The following is a 16,591-nucleotide window of genomic DNA, read 5'->3' as shown; positions in this document are numbered from 1 at the left end:
CTGGAATCTTTGCCCGCTGCAGGGCGAGCTGGTAGCCCTGCTCACGGTCCACGCATATCGGGCTGGACGATGGGCCGGCAATGAAGGCGATGTCGCGGTGCCCCAGCGTAACCAGATAGTCGACGGCGGCGCCTGCCGCGGCGACGTTGTCGATATAGACGCTGGAAATCCTGTTGTCCTTGACGTATTCGCAAGCGTTGACCACGGGAAGGCGGCCGTCAATGGGAATGGCCGGTACGCGAGGAGACATGGTGATGATGCCATCGGCCTGGCGCGCCGCGATCATGTCGGCGTAGGCCTGTTCGCGCACCAGGCTGCCTTGCGTCTCGCCCAACAGCACCGAGTAGCCGTTCTCGTGCGCGACCTGCTCGATGCCGCGGATCACCTCAGAGAAAAACGGGTTGGCGATGTCTGGGAGCAGGGCAATGACCAGGCGCGTGCGCGCCGTGCGCAGGTTGCGTGCCAAGGCATTGGGCGTGTAGCCCAGGCGCTTGACGACCTCGTGGATACGCAGGCGCGTCGCTTCGCTGACAAGCTCGGGCCGCTGCAGGGCGCGTGACACGGTTGCCACCGAAACCTTGGCAATGGCGGCAATTTCCTTGACCGTCCGGACACGCGCAGGCTGCGGCGCAGCATTCGCCGGCTCGCCCTTGTCCCCCTGCCGCCTACGCCTGGATCCGTCCGCACTCACCGGTTCAAGCCCTCTTTTTCCGCTGCCGTGGCCTGGACGATACCAGCCGGCCATATCCGGGAACGACACGTCCACCGTGGCCGCCCCGACCGAAATTTGTGCAGTGCAATGTAATGGATTACATGAAATCGTTGCATCGGCATCTTCACATCTGCTACATACATTGCCACATTTGTAGTACTTAGTGACACGAGGCTCGACGCGCAAACGCCAGCATTCATGCACATGTAATCGAATACATTCAAGCGACAGCAGCATGTCGGAGGGGAAATGGCAGGCCAGTCCATGTCGACCAGCGCCAGGGCGGTAACCCGATGAAGAAACTTGGCATGGGGCTCGTCGGCCCCGGCTTCATCGCCGCGCATCACCTCGATGCCGTGCGTCGCCTGGGCAACGTCGAGATCGTCGGTATCGCTGGCTCCAGCCTCGAATCCGCAAAAAAGCGCGCGCGTGAACTGGACGCCGGGCGCGCCTATGCGGGTTACCGGGAATTGCTGGCCGACCCCGCTGTACAGGTGGTCCACAACACCACGCCCAACCACCTGCACAGGGAGGTCTCGCTGGCGGCGCTACGTGCCGGCAAGCATGTGATCTCCGACAAGCCGCTTGCCAGCAGCACGCAGGAAGCGCGTGAACTGTACGAAGCCGCGCGCCAGGCCCAGGTCGCGCATGTCGTCACCTTCAACTATCGCGGCTACCCGCTTGTCCAGCAGGCGCGCGCGATGATCGCCAAGGGCAAGGTCGGCCAGGCGGTGTTCGTGCATGGCTGTTATTTGCAGGATTGGCTCACTGACGAGCGCGCTTATTCGTGGCGCCTGGATCCCAAGCTCGGTGGCGCCAGCTCCGCCCTTGGCGACATCGGCTCGCACTGGTGCGACCTGGCCGAACACGTCACCGGTGCGCGTATCACCGCCGTACTGGCCGATCTGCACACGGCCGTGCCGGTCCGCGAGGCGCCGGCGGCTTCGCCGAAGGCTTTCGCAGGCTCCGCCAAGTCGACACCACGGCGCAAGATCAAGATCACCAGCGAAGACATCGCCAGCGTGCTGCTGCGTTTCGACAACGGCGCGCGCGGCTGCGTCACCGTTGGCCAGGTGCTGCCCGGCCACAAGAACGACCTGCGCCTGGAAGTCAGCGGGCGCGAGGCCTCGCTGGCGTGGCGGCAGGAGCAGCCCAACGAACTATGGATCGGCCACCATGCGAAGGCCAACAGGTTGCTGACGCGAGACCCCGCGCTGCTTGATCCCGCCGCGCGCGGCTACGCGCACCTGCCCGCGGGCCACCCGGAAGCCTGGGCGGACGCCTTTCGCAACCTGCTGGCCGACGCCTATGCGTGGATCCGGCGCGGTGGCACCCCCGAAACGAAGCCTGCCGCGCTACCCACGTTCGCCGACGGCTATCGCAACAGCCAGCTGGTCGATGCGATGCTCAAGAGCCATGCCGCCGGCGGTGTATGGCAGCAGATCGAAGACCCTCTCGGACCATCACGCACAAAGGGGAAGAAAGGATGAAGTGGCGCCTTAGAGTGATGATGTTGTTCGAGTACGCCATCTGGGGCGCGTGGTATGTCACGGTCGGTACGTGGCTGGGCCAGACGCTGCACTTCAGCGGCAAGGAAATCGGCGCCATCGCCGGCACCACCGCCATCGGCGCGATGATCTCGCCGCTGTTCGTGGGCCTGCTTGCCGACCGCCTGTTCGATACGCGTCGTGTGCTTGCCGCATTGAATGTCATCGGCGCCGTGCTGCTGGTGGTCGCCGCACAACAAAGCTCATTCGCGGTGCTGTATATCGCCCTGCTGGCCTACAGCTTGAGCTACATGCCAACGCTGGCGCTCACCACCTCGCTGGCCATGCGGCACATCAACGATCCGCAGGAAGAATTCGGCGCGATCCGCGTGTTCGGTACGCTGGGCTGGATCGCCGTGGGTCTTGTCGTAGGCGCCCTGGGCGTGGAAGCCACCGCCTCGCCGTTGTACCTGGCCGCCGGGCTTTCTCTGGTGATGGCAGGCTACTGCTTCACCTTGCCGCCGACGCCGCCACTGGCCAACCCCGAGCGTTTCCAGCTACGCCATGCACTGCCGCTGGAATCCTTGCACCTGCTTCGCGGCCGCTCGATGGCGATTTTCGCGCTGGCCTCGTTCCTGATCTGCATCCCGCTGCAGTTCTATTACGCGTTCACCAACCTGTTCCTCAACGAGATCGGCGTGGTCAACGCCGCCGGCAAGATGACCGGCGGGCAGATGTCGGAAATCCTCTGCATGCTGCTCATCCCGTGGTTCTTCCGGCGCCTTGGCGTGAAGTGGATGCTTGCCGTGGGCATGCTGGCCTGGGTGGTGCGCTACGCCATGTTCGCCTTCGGCGGCACCGGCGAGCTGATGTGGATGCTCTGGCTCGGCATCATCCTGCACGGCATCTGCTTCGACTTCTTCTTCGTCGTCGGCCAGATCTACATCGATCGCGAGGCGCCTCCTGCCCTGCGCGCGGCAACGCAAGGGCTGATCACCTTCCTGACCTACGGCCTGGGCATGTTCGTCGGCTCGTGGCTTTCCGGGGTGGCGGTCGACACGTACGTGCAGGTCAACGCCCAGGGCGTTGCGACGCACGACTGGCACGGAATCTGGATGCTCGCCGGTGGCTGCGCCGCCGTCGTGCTCGTATTGTTCGTACTGCTGTTCAAGGATCGCAAGGCGAAGGCAGGCAACGTCGCCGCCGTCGCCACCTGATTCGCCCCCTCCATCCCCCATCGGCGGAGAACCGTTCATGATGAATCGCAGGCAGTTCCTGGCTCGTTCCGCGCTATTCGGCTCGGCGGCGTGGCTTACCCTCGGAGCGCCCGGCAGGCTCCTTGCCGCCACCGCGCAGGGCAAGCCGCTCGGCATCCAGCTCTACATGGTGCTGAAGGCCTACCAGGACGACCCCATCGGTGCACTCAAGACGCTCAAGGCGATCGGCTATACGGAGATCGAAGCCATCGTCACCAGCACGGCCACGACGCTGCGTGACCAGTTGAAGGAAACCGGCCTGCGCTCGCCCAGCATGCACTTCGACAGCCTCGGCTTCGAGCCCGGTATCGAAGCCGCACACATGCTTGGTGCGCAGTACATCGTCAGCAGCATGCTGCCGTCCATCATGCAGAAGGAGCAGGCCGCGAAGGGGAAGAGCGCGCCGGAGCCGACCTACTCGCTCGACGAGGCCAAGCGCACCGCGGAATATGCCAACCGCCTCGGCGAGAAGGCCAAACAGGCGGGCCTGCAATACGCCTACCACAACCACCACCTGGAATTTACCGACGTCGGTGGTGGGCAGACGTTCTACGACGTGCTGCTGAAGGAAACCGACCACAAGCTTGTCCAGTTCGAGCTCGACTGCGGCTGGGTCCATGCGGGCGGCAAGAACCCTGCGGATATCTTCAAGGCCAACCCCGGCCGCATCCCGCTGATGCATGCCAAGGATTTCCTGCCCGGCGCCAACGATAAGAACAACTATCCAGGTGCGGAACTCGGCCGTGGCACGCTCGACTACAAACCGATCATGGCGGCGGCGGACACCTCCGGACTGAAGCACTGCTTCGTCGAACAGGAAGGCCCCTATGCCCGCATGAGCCAGCTCGACGCCGCGCGCGTCGATTTCGCCTACCTGCGCCCGATGCGCTGAACCCGAATCAAGGCATACGCATGGAAAAGAACACATTCGACGCCATCGTCGTCGGCACTGGAGTCAGCGGCGGCTGGGCCGCCAAGGAACTGACCGAGAAAGGGCTCAAGACCCTGGTGCTCGACCGCGGCCCCATGGTCAAGCATGGCGATTACCCCACCGCCCTGAAGGCGCCGTGGGAACTGCCGTACGCCGATGAGCCCACCCAGGAAGACATCAAGCGCCACCCGAAGAGCACGCGCCCGTCGTTCTACGGCATCACGCAGTCGACCAAGCACTGGTTCGTCGACGACCTGGACAACCCGTACGAGGAAACCAAGCCCTTCGACTGGTTCCGCGGCTATCACGTGGGTGGACGCTCATTGATGTGGGGCCGGCAGAGCTATCGCTTCAGCGAGATGGATTTCGAGGCGAACGGCAAGGACGGCGTGGGCGTGGACTGGCCCATCCGCTACAACGACCTCGCCCCCTGGTACGACTACGTCGAGCACTTCATCGGCGTCAGCGGGTCGACCGAGAACATGGCGCAACTGCCCGACGGCCAGTTCCTCAAACCGATGGAACTCAATTGCGTGGAGAAGGATTTCCAGGGCAAGCTGGGCGACAAGTTCAACCGCAAGCTGATCATCGGCCGCACGGCGAACCTGTCCGAGCCTCTCAAGCACGACAAGAGCCCGCAGCGTGGGCAGTGCCAGTACCGCAACCTGTGCATGCGCGGCTGCCCGTTTGGCGCCTATTTCAGCAGCAACTCGTCGACCCTTCCCTCCGCCGAGAAAACCGGCAACATGACGATCGTCACCAACGCCATCGTCTACGAGCTGATCTACGACAACGCCAAGGGCAAGGCGACCGGCGTGCGCGTGCTCGATGCCGAGACCGGCCACCAGACCGAATATTTCGCGAAGGTGATCTTCCTGAACGCGTCCACCTTCGGCACCGCGCACATCCTGCTCAATTCCGTGTCCAGCCGCTTTCCCAACGGCTTCGGCAACGACAGTGGCGAAGTGGGCCACAACATCATGGACCACATCTTCGGCAACGGCGCGCGGGCGCTGGTGGAAGGCCATGAAGACCGCTACTACTCCGGGCGCCGGCCGAATGGGTTCTACATCCCGCGCTATCGTAACGTCGGTTCCGACAAGCGCAAATACCTGCGCGGCTTCGGCTACCAGGGCGGCGCAAGCCGCAGCGACTGGACACGCCTGGTCGACCAGGCGGTGCTGGGCGCGGACCTTAAGAAGGCCGCGGAGAATCCCGGCCCGTGGGGCGTGTCGATGATGGGCTTCGGCGAAATGCTGCCCGACCACAAGAACATGGTCACCCTCGACCGCAGGATCAAGGACAAGTACGGCTTGCCCGTGCTGAACTTCGATGCCGTGCACCGGGAGAACGAACACCTGATGACCAAGGAAATGGTCGACGACGCGCTCGAGATGTTCAACGCCGCCGGCTACAAGAACGTGCAAGCCTTCACCATGGAGGCCAACGTCGGCGCCGGCATCCACGAAATGGGCACCGCGCGCATGGGCCGCGACCCGAAGACCTCGGTACTGAACGCGTGGAACCAGATGCACGCCTGCAAGAACGTCTACATCACCGACGGCTCGGCCATGGCGTCGTCTGCCTGCCAGAACCCGTCATTGACCTACATGGCGCTGACCGCACGCGCGGCCAGCCATGCCGTGGACGAACTCAAGCGCGGCAACATTTAAGGAAATACGCCATGAACCGTCGTGAATGGTTGAAAAGCATGTCCACGCTTGCGGTCGGCGCGGTCGCCGCGCCTTCGCTGCTGGCCGTATTCGATGCCTTTGCCGCTTCGCAGAAACCGGGTGCGGCTCCCCGCTTCTTCAATCCGGCGCAAGGTAGCCTGATTGCCGGTGTGGTCGACATCGTGATCCCACGTACCGATACCCCGGGGGCGGTCGATGCAGGCGTACCGGCCTTCATCGATTCGATGTTCAAGGATGTCTATACCAAGAACGAGAAAGAGCGGTACCTCACCTCGCTGGTTGCATTCGACAAGGCCGGTGGCAAGCCGTTCCTGCAGTTGGACGAGTCCCAACGCAAGGCGCTGGTGACCAGGCTCCACGCCGAGGCCATTGCCGAACCGCTCGATGCGAAGATCCCGCCCGCCGCCGACTTCGTGCTGATGACCAAGAAGCTGACCATGCTGGGCTTCTTCATGTCCGAGCCTGGCTGCACCCAGGTGCTTCAGTACGTGGCCATTCCCGGTGGTTTCAAGGCCGATATACCGCTGTCCCAGGCGGGCAATGGCAAGGCATGGGCCGTTGAAACGGAACTGAAGATATGAAAACGCTCAAGGGTCCGGGCATCTTCCTTGCCCAGTACGCCGACGATGTGGCGCCATTCAACACGCTCCCCGACATCGCCCGGTGGGCGGCGTCGCTGGGCTTTGTCGGCATACAGATTCCAAGCAACGATCATCGCTTGTTCGACCTCGAGCAGGCGGCGGCAAGCAAGGCTTATTGCGATGACATCGCAGGCATGCTGGCCGAGCACGGGCTGGCGGTGACCGAGCTGTCCACGCATCTGCAAGGGCAGCTGGTGGCCTCGCATCCCGCCTACGACCGCTTGTTCGACGGCTTCGCGCCCCCCGCGTTGCGTGGCCACACGTCGCAGCGACAGGCCTGGGCTGTGGAACAACTCAAGCTTGCGGCGAAGGCGAGCAAGCATTTGGGCCTGACCTCGCACGCGACTTTTTCCGGCGCGCTGGCCTGGCATCTGTTCTACCCGTGGCCGCAGCGCCCCGCCGGGCTGATCGAGGAAGCCTTCGCGGAACTGGCCAAGCGTTGGCGGCCCATTCTCGATGCCTTCGACGAAGCCGGCGTCGATGTCTGTTATGAACTGCATCCTGGCGAGGACCTGCACGACGGCGTTACCTTCGAACGTTTTCTGGACGCCGTCGGGCACCACCCGCGCGCCAACATCCTCTACGACCCCAGCCACATGGTGCTGCAGCAGATGGACTACCTGCAGTTCATCGACAACTACCACGAGCGCATCCGCGCGTTCCATGTGAAGGACGCCGAGTTCCGTCCCAATGGGCGTGCGGGTGTCTACGGCGGCTACCAGAGCTGGATCGATCGTCCCGGGCGTTTCCGCTCGCTGGGCGACGGACAGATCGATTTCAGGGCGATCTTCAGCAAGATGGCACAGTACGACTACCCGGGCTGGGCCGTGCTCGAGTGGGAGTGCTGCATCAAGGATGCCCAGCAAGGCGCGAAGGAAGGCGCGGTGTTTATCCGCGACCACATCATCAAGGTCACCGAGCGCGCGTTCGACGACTTCGCCGCGTCCGGCAGTGACCGCGCATTCAACCGCGACATCCTGGGACTCGAAAAACCATGATCACTACGTCTACCGGCATCAGCCGCCGCGCCGCCCTTGGTCGCCTCGCCGCCGGCGCGGCTGCTTTCGGCGCCATGCCGTTGCTCGCCGCCGCCGAAGCCGTTCCCGGCAAGAAGGCCACGGGCAAGGCACCGCCCGGGCGCCTTAAGCAGTCGCTGAGCCGCTGGACGTCCAAGGCGCCGTTGCCCGAACTCTGCAAGCGACTGAAGGCCCTCGGCTTCGCCGGAGTCGACCTGTTGTATGCGGACGAATGGGCGCAGGTGCTCGACAGTGGCCTGGCCGTTTCGATGGGCTACCCCACCAAGCGCGACGATTTCATCACGTTTGGCTTCAACGATCCGGCCAACCACGCCACCCTGTTGAAGGAACTGGAAACAAGCATCCCTAAGGCCAAGAGCGCCGGGCTGACCAACGTGATCACCATGTTCGGCAACCGCGTGGCTGGCATCGACGACCACCAGGCCCTCGACAACTGCGTGGCGGGCCTCTCCAAAATCGCACCTCTCGCGGCCGAGAACGGCATCACCCTGTGCGTTGAGCTTCTGAACAGCAAGGTCGACCACCACGGCTACCAGGGCGACAGTACCGCGTTCGGCGTCGCGGTGATGAAGGGCATCAACTCGCCCAACGTCAAGCTGCTCTACGACATCTATCACATGCAGATCATGGAAGGTGACGTGATCCGCACTATCCGCAACAACATCCAGTGGATCGGGCATTTCCACACTGGCGGCGTGCCGGGGCGACATGAGATCGATGGCACCCAGGAGTTGAACTACCACGCCATTGCCAAGGCGATCGCGGACCTCGATTACAAGGGCTTCATCGCGCACGAATTCATGCCGGCGCGAAACGACCCGTTCGACTCGTTTGCCGAGGCCTTCAAGATTTGCACGGTATGAACTTTCATCGAAGGATGACCATGAACCAGCGTCGCGCGCTTTTCCTTGCTTTCACCGTGGCAGCCGCCGCATCGACATCTGCCTGGGCGCAAACCGACCCCAAGGCGACCGAGCAGTGGGAGCCCGTGCCCAAAGTAGTATCGCCGGGCAAGCAGAATAGCGCGCCGCCCTCCGACGCCATCGTCCTGTTTGACGGCCACGACCTTTCGAAATGGGAGGCGTCCAAGGATCAATCCCCCCCGCACTGGAAGGTGCACGACGGCATACTGACGGTCGACAAGACCACGGGCAACATCCAGACCAAGCAGAAATTCAGGAACTACCAGATCCACCTGGAATGGCAGGTTCCCAAGGGCATCACCGGCGACGGCCAGGCCCGCGGCAACAGCGGCATGTACGTGGCTTCCACCGGGCCTGGCGACGAGGGCTACGAAATCCAGATCCTGGACTCGTACAACAACAAGACCTACGTGAACGGGCAGGCTGGAAGCGTCTACAAACAGACACCACCCCTGGCCAATGCCATGCGCGCGCCCGGTGAATGGCAAACCTACGATGCCATCTGGACGGCGCCGGTATTCGCCGCCGACGGCTCGCTGAAATCACCGGCCTACATCACGCTGTTCCACAACGGCGTGCTGGTACAGAACCATACGGAGCTTGCCGGCGAGACGTTCTACATAGGCAAGCCGAAATACACCCCATACACCGAAGCGCCAATCAAGCTCCAGGCGCATGGCGATCCCTCGCAGCCCATCAGCTTCCGCAACATCTGGGTGAGGCCGCTGGAGTAAGCGGCCTCTTCCGTCAGACCGCGCCGTATAAGCCGCGCGCGTACTCGTACTCTGCCAGCATTTCCTCGAGGCTCAGTGCGCGCGTCCAGACGGCGGCATAACGAGTGAGGATGGCGCCCTGCTGGGCCGCATCGCCGCCGTCCTTCCATGCGTTGATCAGCACCTTGCCATTAAGCGGTCGGTTGCCGAGGCCGGCGTAGGTCTGCTCGCGCGGTTCTTCTTCGAAGCTTGGGCAGAGGAAGCGCACCGTGCCCGTGGCCGCATCAACCGAGACGATCGCGAAGCGGGGCTTGAAGCGCGTATCCACCCCCTGCGCGGGGCCGTCGGTGATGGCCTTTTCGCCGCCGGTGAGGGCCAGGCGGAAGCTTGTCAGTTCCGAGTTGGCTACTGACGTATCATAGGAATGTTGCAGCGCCAGGCCGGCCTCGTGAGGGCTGAAGCCCTGGTAAGTACTCAGCGCACGCCCCGCATTTCCCGACGGACCGACGCCGTATGGGCTGCAGAAGATGGCCGCGAAGGTCATGCTGGCCGTCTCGTCGATGTCGGTCTGGAAACCCTGCGTGTTGTTGGCCGACTGCACGCCCGAGGCGGTAAAGCTGGGCTTGCCGATCAGTTTAAGTGCCGCACGGCCGCTGCCGGATCGATCGATAATGTCGCTGCGTGCGTTGCCATTGAAATGCCATTCGCCTGCAGGCTGCACGCGACCGACCCAGCCCAGGGCGACGTCGCCAACCAGGGCGTAGTTGTGCATCGGTCGCAGGGAGCCATTGCTGGCCTTGTAGAAGTCGGCCTCGCCGGCGCTGTCGCGGATGTTGCTGCGCGGCCCCGCACTACGACCAGCAAGGGAGGCGGGTTCGGCGGGATCGCCCCAACCCAGCGTGATCTTCGCCGCGGTGTCCGGCAAGGCGCTCTTCAGGGTTATCTGCAAGGTATCGGTGGCGATCACCTTCACTGCGGCGATGATGTTGTTGTCGCCCGGCGCGGCGGGCACGAGCTTATTGTTGGCGTCGCGCACATCCAGGCCATAGTTGCGCGTCGGCGCAACCCAACTGGTATCGATGGTCAGCACGCCGGCGGGCACGCTGAAGACCAGGTTGATCGTGCTGGCATCGACCCTGACCGCCGTCAGCATGTCCAGCGCCGGATTCTTCAATGCGACGCCCGCCGAGCGATCCTGGATCAGCTGATAGAGCGCTCGCGCGAAGTAGCGTCCTTGCCAGCGATGGCTTTCGTTGTTGAGATGGAGCATCGGCTGGTCGCGCTCCGACTCGTCGACGTAGTCGAACATGTACTGCGGATTGACCATGCGCAAGAAAGGGCTGGCCAGGCACGCGTCTCGCTGGGCCAGCGCAATGAACGGATTGCAGAAGGCCAGGCTGGTGGCGCCGTAGCTGTTGTGACTGCAAACCTGTGCTATCAGCCACAGCGGCCGCCAGCTCTGCTCGGGCAGGTAGACCTGGCAGAGCTTGAGCCAGTGCGCGCGCTCGAGCGCGATAAGCTTGGTCTTGTAGCTGGCGCGCGTCTCCGAAACGCCAGTGGAATCAGCCTCGCCCTGCTGCCACGTGGTGGCCAGCCAACCGATGTTCGTACCATCCTTCGACCCTTCGGCACGCATCAGCGCCAGCATTGAGGTGAGGCGAAGCTTGCTGTCGTCCCAACCCTGGTAGCCGCCAGGATTGTTGTCGTCAAGGAAGGTGGCAAAGTAACCGATCGGCCTGCCGCCCTCGGCGCTGGTGAAGGCGCTGTAGCGGCTGTACTGCGCCGAAGCTGGCACGCCACTCAACGTGGCGGTGTACTCCACGAGGCCATCGGCGCAGGCATTGGTGCCCACTTCGCCACCCGTGCCATGTCCGCCGTCGTATTCCACCAGCGGGATCAGGCTCGTCATCGCACTGGCATCGGTGCCGGGCCGCACGCCGCCGTTGAAGGTGACATTGGCATAGATCTGCTGCAATGTAAGTGCCGGGCGGCCACCCGTCCCTATGGCATTGGATTGACCGTGAAACATGATCAGCTCACGTCGCGAGCGAATGATCGTTTCATCCGCACTGATGACGACGTCACCCGTTGGAACGACCGTAGCCGCAGAGGCTGACCTTTCAAATAGCCAGGACAAACCGAATGTACCCGCCATGCCGGCCAGGCCCAGGCCACTGGCGGCGAAAGCGCTGTGTCGAAGGAACGCGCGTCGCGGGAGCTCCGGTCCCGCGGGATCGGCAGCTTCCGCATTGCTACGCCATGGACGAAGGTCCAGGCCGCCATCCTCCCGATGCAGGCGCAGGGAGACACGCTGAAATATCCAAGGCTTTTTCATTGGGACGCAACTCCCCTTCGCCCGCGGAATGCGGTCGGTTAATGAAGGTGTGGACTACGTGCAACTCATCGATCCGTGCGTCGATGAAACAGCGAACCCGGATGAGCCGCTCGTACGATGTAGCACGTGGATCAATCAAAGTATCTATCCGAACGCCTCAAAAACGGCATTCAGCGTGCTTTTGTGAGCTGGTAAGCAATCCAATATGAGGACCTCTTCGCAGTTCCCAGCGTCGGTGAGATCACGACAGCCACTGGGTGGCGACCGCGCTCGTCCGATCTCAGCCGGACGAGCGCTACCCATAGCCCTTACGGATCGAATTTCTTCTCAATCCCCAACAGAATCGACTGATTATCCCGGCTCGTGTTGTCCAGGTAGTTCTGGTACTCGAAGCGCAGCATCCAGCCATGCAGCGTCTGCAATGCCACGCCCGCACCCAGCATGGTGTGGTTGCGTGACTGGCTCTGCAGGGTAGCCTGGTAGATCGGCCCGTTCAGCAGATCCGCGTAACGCATCGCCGCCTGGCTGGAGCCTTGCAGGTCGTGCCCGAACTCCGCGCGTAGCTGCGGCGCCCAGGTGCCGTAGTCGCGCTTGGCCGTCCACTGTGCCAACACGCCCACCGTGGCCGTGGAGGTGTTCACGTTCTGGCCCTGGTATTTCAACGAATAGATCGCGTCGCCCGTTTCGGTGTAACCCTCGAGGTTGGCCCGGGCTATGTCCAGGCGCCCATACGGCGTGAGCATCATGTCGTCGGCCTGATGTTGGTAACCGACCGAGAACGATCCGAACCACTGCTTGCCGTCGCGGCTGCCGTGCACCGTGTTGCCGTTGTCGGTGACGTACCGGCGGGCGTCGAACGATAGCCATTGGTAACCGACCAGGGCATCGACATACACCGACGCGGCCGGGAGGTAGCTTCCGTACAGCGCCACGTTGTAGCTGTCCACCGTACTACGGCTGGTGTACTTGCCGATGTCGGACACGTCGTGGCCGTAGCCCACGCCCGCACCCAGCGCCAGCTTCTCCGTCACCTGCTTGTCCGCGCCCATGCTCAGGCCCGACGTGGTGAAGTCGATGCCGTCGTCGCTGCTGCCTGGCTGCATCTTGCCGAAGTTCACCGCGCCGCCGGTCCACACGGACAAGCCGCCCGGGGCGCCATTGCCTGAACTCGCACTCTTGCCGGCAGCGGTACTACCCGTTGTATCGTCCGAACCTATCCTTGTGGGCGAGCCAAACAAGCCGCTTCCCTGGTCGTCGCCGGCATATGGCCCGTTGATCCTGTGTTCGAACGTCGTGTCATTGGTGGACATGCCGTTGGTCGACATCCCGTTGGTGGACCTGCCGGTGGTGGGGCCGCCGTTGACGGTCATGCTGCTGGCGGAACTGAAGGTCACCCCGTTATTGAAGCCACCGACGCTTCCACTGTGCAAGGCTTCCAGTCGACGCTGGAAGTTGTTGATCTGGCCAAGCGCCATGCGACGCGTTGAATCAGCCTGCGCGTCGAGCACGCCAAGCACTTCGGCGTTCTTCGACGGATCGCTGCGTGCCGTCACGGTGATCGCGATGCTGCCCGGATCGGAGGTGGCGAAGGCATTGCTCAGCGTGTAGCTGACTTGCGCCACGCCGCCAAAGGTCGGCGCCGCGGTGAATGACAGCGTGTAGCCGCCATTGGCCGACGACTGCACGGTTGCCGAACCGGCATTGGTGGGGCTGATCGACATCAGCTTGGCCGCGGTGAACGGCCCACCACGCGCTGTCGTGGTCAGGTCCACCTGCACCGACAAACCTGCCATCACGCTGGCCGTCAGATTGGCCGCCACCGGACGAGCATCGACGGTAACGGTGACGTGCGCCGGCGCAGACGCGCCGAAGGCGTTGCTCAGCGTGAAGTCGAAGCCAACCGTGCCAGACGCATTCGGATCGGCGGTGTAGACGATATCGGTACCCTGCACCGTGGCCGTGCCTGTTGCCGGTGTGCCGACCAGGGTCACCGCAGTGAACGGACCGTTCGCGGCGCCCGCCGCAGCGTGGATGGTGACTGACTTGCCCGCCAGCACGGTCGCGCCCTGCGCCGTCGCCACCGGCACCGCGCCGGCGGCCACAGTGATGGCTACCGTGGCCGGCGCCGAGGTGCCGCCCGGACCAGTCGCGGCGTACTTCAGCGAATCGCTGCCGAAGTAATCGTGGGCGGGCGTGTAGATGATGTTCAGGCCGCTGACGGTGGCCGTGCCATGCGCAGGCTGCTGGGTGATCGTCAGGCTGGTGATCGGGCCGGTATCGGCCGGGATCACGCCCGGGATCGTTACCGGCGTATTCGCGCCCGTGCTGGAAGTCTGGTTGACGACGATCGGCGTGGGCTGCCCGACGGCGATGGTGTACGCCTGCGTGCCCTGGAAATTGAACTTATCGGTCGCCGTCACCGTGATATTGAACGGACCCGCCGCCGTCGGCGTACCGGAGATCACACCCGCCGGACTGAGCGTCAGGCCGGCCGGCAATGCACCTGCCGTCACCGCGTAGCTATACGGCGCCGAACCACCCGAAGCCGTTAGCGTGGTCGATGCATAGGCTACGGCGACCTTGCCCTGCGGCAAGGTTGCCGGTGCCAGCGCGATACCGGGTGCATTGACCGTCAGCTGGAAAGTTTGCTGCGCGGTCTGTGTCGCCGCGTCGGTCACCTTTACCGTAATCGGATAAGTACCCGCACTGGTGGGCGTACCCGAAATCGTGCCCGCCGATGTCATGGTCAAGCCTGCCGGAAGCGCGCCGGTTTCCACAAAGGTGTAGGGCGTGGCACCGCCGGTCGCGGTGAAGGTCGCCGAATAAGGCGTGCCACCGGTACCCACGGGCAGCGGGGTTGTGTTCAATGTCACTGCGCCACCCGGCACGACGACGGCAAATGTCTGCTGGACCTGCGGTGCGGCCAGCCATGCGGCATCGCCGGCCTGGTTTGCGTCGATCGTGCAATTGCCTGGCGACACCGTCGTCAAGGTACCTGTCGAGGTAACGGTACAGACGCTGAGCGTGATCGAGGTGTAGGACACCTGCAAGCCGGCGTTCGTCGTGGCGCCCAACTGCGTCGGGGCGCTAAAGTTTACGGGGGGCTGATTGAAGGTGATCGTCTGCACGCCCTTCGGCGTGACACTGGCGGAGGCCGCCGAGGGCGCACCCGTGCCCGCCGTATTGGTCGCTGTCACGGTGAACGTATAGGACGTACCGTTGGTCAGACCGCCGACCGTCATGGAACCTGGAGAGGTACTGGTGCCCGTGCTGCCGCCAGGACTGGAAATCGCCGTATAGGTGATCGCGCCCGTGTCGCCGCCGAGGCTGGCGGGCGCCGTAAAGTTCACCTGGACCTGCCTGTCGCCGGCCACGGCCGTACCGATGCCCGGCGCACCAGGCACCACGGCACTGACCTGGAACATTTGCTGCACGCGCGGCGCGGCAGTGAACTGGCCATTGCCGGCCTGGTCGGCATTGATGGTGCAGGTGCCGGCCGCGATGAAGGTCAATACGCCACCGCTGGTGATCGAGCACACGCCGGTCGTCGTCGAACTGAATGTCACCGACAGGCCCGAGGAGGCTGTCGCGGTCAGCGTCGGCGAGGTACCGAAGTTCTGCGTGCCCGGGTTGGCGAACGTGATCGTCTGCCCACCTTGCGGCGTCACGCTATTGGACGCCGTGGATGCCGGGCCCGGGCCGGCGATATTGGCCGCGACCACGGTGAAGGTGTAGGCCGTACCGTTAGTCAGGCCGGTCACGACGATCGGACTGCCCGTACCGGCACCAGTAATGTTGCCAGGACTGGAGGTCACGGTGTAGCCAGTGATCGGCGCACCACCCGTATCCGTCGGCGCGGAGAAACTCACCGAAGCCTGTGTATTGCCCGCGACCGCAGTGGCCCCGGTGGGTGAGCCAGGGACGATGGCGGCAACATGTACCGTGTAGCTCCTGCTGCCGGTGAACGACTGCGCGTCGGTCGCGATCGCGGAGAAAGTGAAATCGCCCGCCGTCGTCGGTATGCCCGACAGCGCGCCGGCGGCGCTCAGCGACAGGCCGGGCGGCAGGTTGGCCGGTGTAGTGGAGAAGGTGTACGGCGTGGTACCGCCGGACGCGGACAGATTCTGGCTATAGCCCGCACCCACCGTGGCATTGGGCAAGCTGGCCGGTGACAGCGCGATGGTCGGGCCAGCGATGATCAGCGTGTAAGCCCGCGATCCAGCAAATGGCCCTGTTCCGGTCGTGGAATCGGTCGCGGTCACTGTGATGGGGAATGAACCCGCCTGCGTCGTTGTTCCGCTCAGCACGCCGGCATTCGTCAGCGTAATACCCGTCGGCAGCGTGCCGGTCGTCACCGCATAGGTGTATGGCGACGTCCCCCCCGACGCCGTGACCGTTTGACTATACGCCGCGTTGACCGTGCCGCCCGGCAGCGTTGTCGGTGTAAGCGTCATAGTCGGCGCCGCGATCGTCAGCGACAGGTTCGCCGTCGTTTTGGAGAACGGAGCCGCGGGACCGGTCGAACTGTCGGCGGATTTCACCTGGAAGGTAAAAGTACCGGCGGCCGAGGGTGTACCGCTCAGCGTGCCGTTGACCGCCAAGGTCAGTCCGGTAGGCAGGGCGCCCGACGCGATGGTGTAGGAATAAGGCGCAGCGCCACCGCTGGCACCCGCCATCGACTGGCTATAAGGCACGCCGGCCGTGCCACCGGATGGATTGGTGGGCGCGTACGCGATGGTTGGCGGGGTCACCGTGATGGTCACGGTGGCGGGCGACGAGGTGCCCGCACCATTGGTTGCGGTATAGGTGAAACTGTCCGGTCCGGCATAGCCGGTCGTTGGCGTATAGGTAATCGAGGTGCC

Annotated in this window: 11 protein-coding genes; 8 read left to right on the top strand and 3 right to left on the bottom strand. The window is 63.7% G+C overall.

The window, feature by feature from the left end; all coding sequences use genetic code 11:
• Positions 1-562, bottom strand: a 562-nt coding sequence (locus tag VK519_RS01295; protein WP_324346910.1) for a LacI family DNA-binding transcriptional regulator, incomplete at its 3' end; no start/stop codon positions are given.
• Positions 563-1,005: 443 nt separating this feature from the next.
• Here VK519_RS01295 and VK519_RS01290 point away from each other — a divergent pair.
• From VK519_RS01290 to VK519_RS01255, 8 genes are read left to right on the top strand one after another with little or no spacing between them, the layout of a single operon-like run.
• Positions 1,006-2,202, top strand: a complete 1,197-nt coding sequence (locus VK519_RS01290) for a Gfo/Idh/MocA family protein (protein WP_324346908.1) — start codon at positions 1,006-1,008, stop codon at positions 2,200-2,202.
• Positions 2,199-3,416, top strand: coding sequence for a nucleoside permease (locus VK519_RS01285; RefSeq protein ID WP_324346906.1), 1,218 nt, complete (start codon positions 2,199-2,201; stop codon positions 3,414-3,416). The genes VK519_RS01290 and VK519_RS01285 overlap by 4 nt, the downstream gene beginning before the upstream one ends.
• 37 nt (positions 3,417-3,453) lie before the next feature.
• On the top strand, positions 3,454-4,347 hold the full coding sequence (locus VK519_RS01280) for a sugar phosphate isomerase/epimerase family protein (protein ID WP_324346904.1): 894 nt from the start codon (positions 3,454-3,456) through the stop codon (positions 4,345-4,347).
• A 20-nt stretch (positions 4,348-4,367) separates the two neighbouring features.
• Positions 4,368-6,059, top strand: a complete 1,692-nt coding sequence (locus tag VK519_RS01275; protein WP_324346902.1) for a GMC oxidoreductase — start codon at positions 4,368-4,370, stop codon at positions 6,057-6,059.
• A gap of 11 nt (positions 6,060-6,070) precedes the next feature.
• Positions 6,071-6,661 (top strand): gluconate 2-dehydrogenase subunit 3 family protein, encoded by a 591-nt coding sequence (locus VK519_RS01270; RefSeq protein ID WP_324346900.1) that lies wholly within the window; start codon positions 6,071-6,073, stop codon positions 6,659-6,661.
• On the top strand, positions 6,658-7,719 hold the full coding sequence (locus tag VK519_RS01265; RefSeq protein WP_324346898.1) for a sugar phosphate isomerase/epimerase family protein: 1,062 nt from the start codon (positions 6,658-6,660) through the stop codon (positions 7,717-7,719). Before VK519_RS01270 ends, VK519_RS01265 begins: the two co-directional genes overlap by 4 nt.
• Positions 7,716-8,621 (top strand): hydroxypyruvate isomerase family protein, encoded by a 906-nt coding sequence (locus VK519_RS01260; protein WP_324346896.1) that lies wholly within the window; start codon positions 7,716-7,718, stop codon positions 8,619-8,621. Before VK519_RS01265 ends, VK519_RS01260 begins: the two co-directional genes overlap by 4 nt.
• 20 nt (positions 8,622-8,641) lie before the next feature.
• A complete protein-coding gene (locus tag VK519_RS01255) occupies positions 8,642-9,415 on the top strand; it encodes a 3-keto-disaccharide hydrolase (RefSeq protein WP_324346894.1) in 774 nt (257 codons plus the stop codon).
• A 13-nt stretch (positions 9,416-9,428) separates the two neighbouring features.
• Here VK519_RS01255 and VK519_RS01250 read toward each other — a convergent pair whose 3' ends face one another.
• Both VK519_RS01250 and VK519_RS01245 read right to left on the bottom strand, forming a co-directional pair.
• On the bottom strand, positions 9,429-11,423 hold the full coding sequence (locus tag VK519_RS01250; protein ID WP_324346892.1) for a hypothetical protein: 1,995 nt from the start codon (positions 11,421-11,423) through the stop codon (positions 9,429-9,431).
• A gap of 614 nt (positions 11,424-12,037) precedes the next feature.
• Positions 12,038-16,591: putative Ig domain-containing protein (locus VK519_RS01245; protein ID WP_324346890.1), on the bottom strand; the 4,554-nt coding region annotated here is incomplete at its 5' end.

Origin of the sequence: Pinirhizobacter sp., assembly GCF_035317885.1 — a bacterium.
In the GTDB taxonomy this organism is placed as follows: domain Bacteria; phylum Pseudomonadota; class Gammaproteobacteria; order Xanthomonadales; family Rhodanobacteraceae; genus Pinirhizobacter.
Note: the sequence above shows the minus strand (reverse complement) of the source record. Positions and strands in the feature narration are given on the sequence as shown.

Bases quoted from the DNA above. Each gene is read 5' to 3' on its own strand.
- VK519_RS01290 (WP_324346908.1), top strand. From the start codon at position 1,006: ATGAAGAAACTTGGCATGGGGCTCGTCGGCCCCGGCTTCATCGCCGCG.
- VK519_RS01285 (WP_324346906.1), top strand. From the start codon at position 2,199: ATGAAGTGGCGCCTTAGAGTGATGATGTTGTTCGAGTACGCCATCTGG.
- VK519_RS01280 (WP_324346904.1), top strand. From the start codon at position 3,454: ATGATGAATCGCAGGCAGTTCCTGGCTCGTTCCGCGCTATTCGGCTCG.
- VK519_RS01275 (WP_324346902.1), top strand. From the start codon at position 4,368: ATGGAAAAGAACACATTCGACGCCATCGTCGTCGGCACTGGAGTCAGC.
- VK519_RS01270 (WP_324346900.1), top strand. From the start codon at position 6,071: ATGAACCGTCGTGAATGGTTGAAAAGCATGTCCACGCTTGCGGTCGGC.
- VK519_RS01265 (WP_324346898.1), top strand. From the start codon at position 6,658: ATGAAAACGCTCAAGGGTCCGGGCATCTTCCTTGCCCAGTACGCCGAC.
- VK519_RS01260 (WP_324346896.1), top strand. From the start codon at position 7,716: ATGATCACTACGTCTACCGGCATCAGCCGCCGCGCCGCCCTTGGTCGC.
- VK519_RS01255 (WP_324346894.1), top strand. From the start codon at position 8,642: ATGAACCAGCGTCGCGCGCTTTTCCTTGCTTTCACCGTGGCAGCCGCC.
- VK519_RS01250 (WP_324346892.1), bottom strand. From the start codon at position 11,423: ATGTTTCACGGTCAATCCAATGCCATAGGGACGGGTGGCCGCCCGGCA.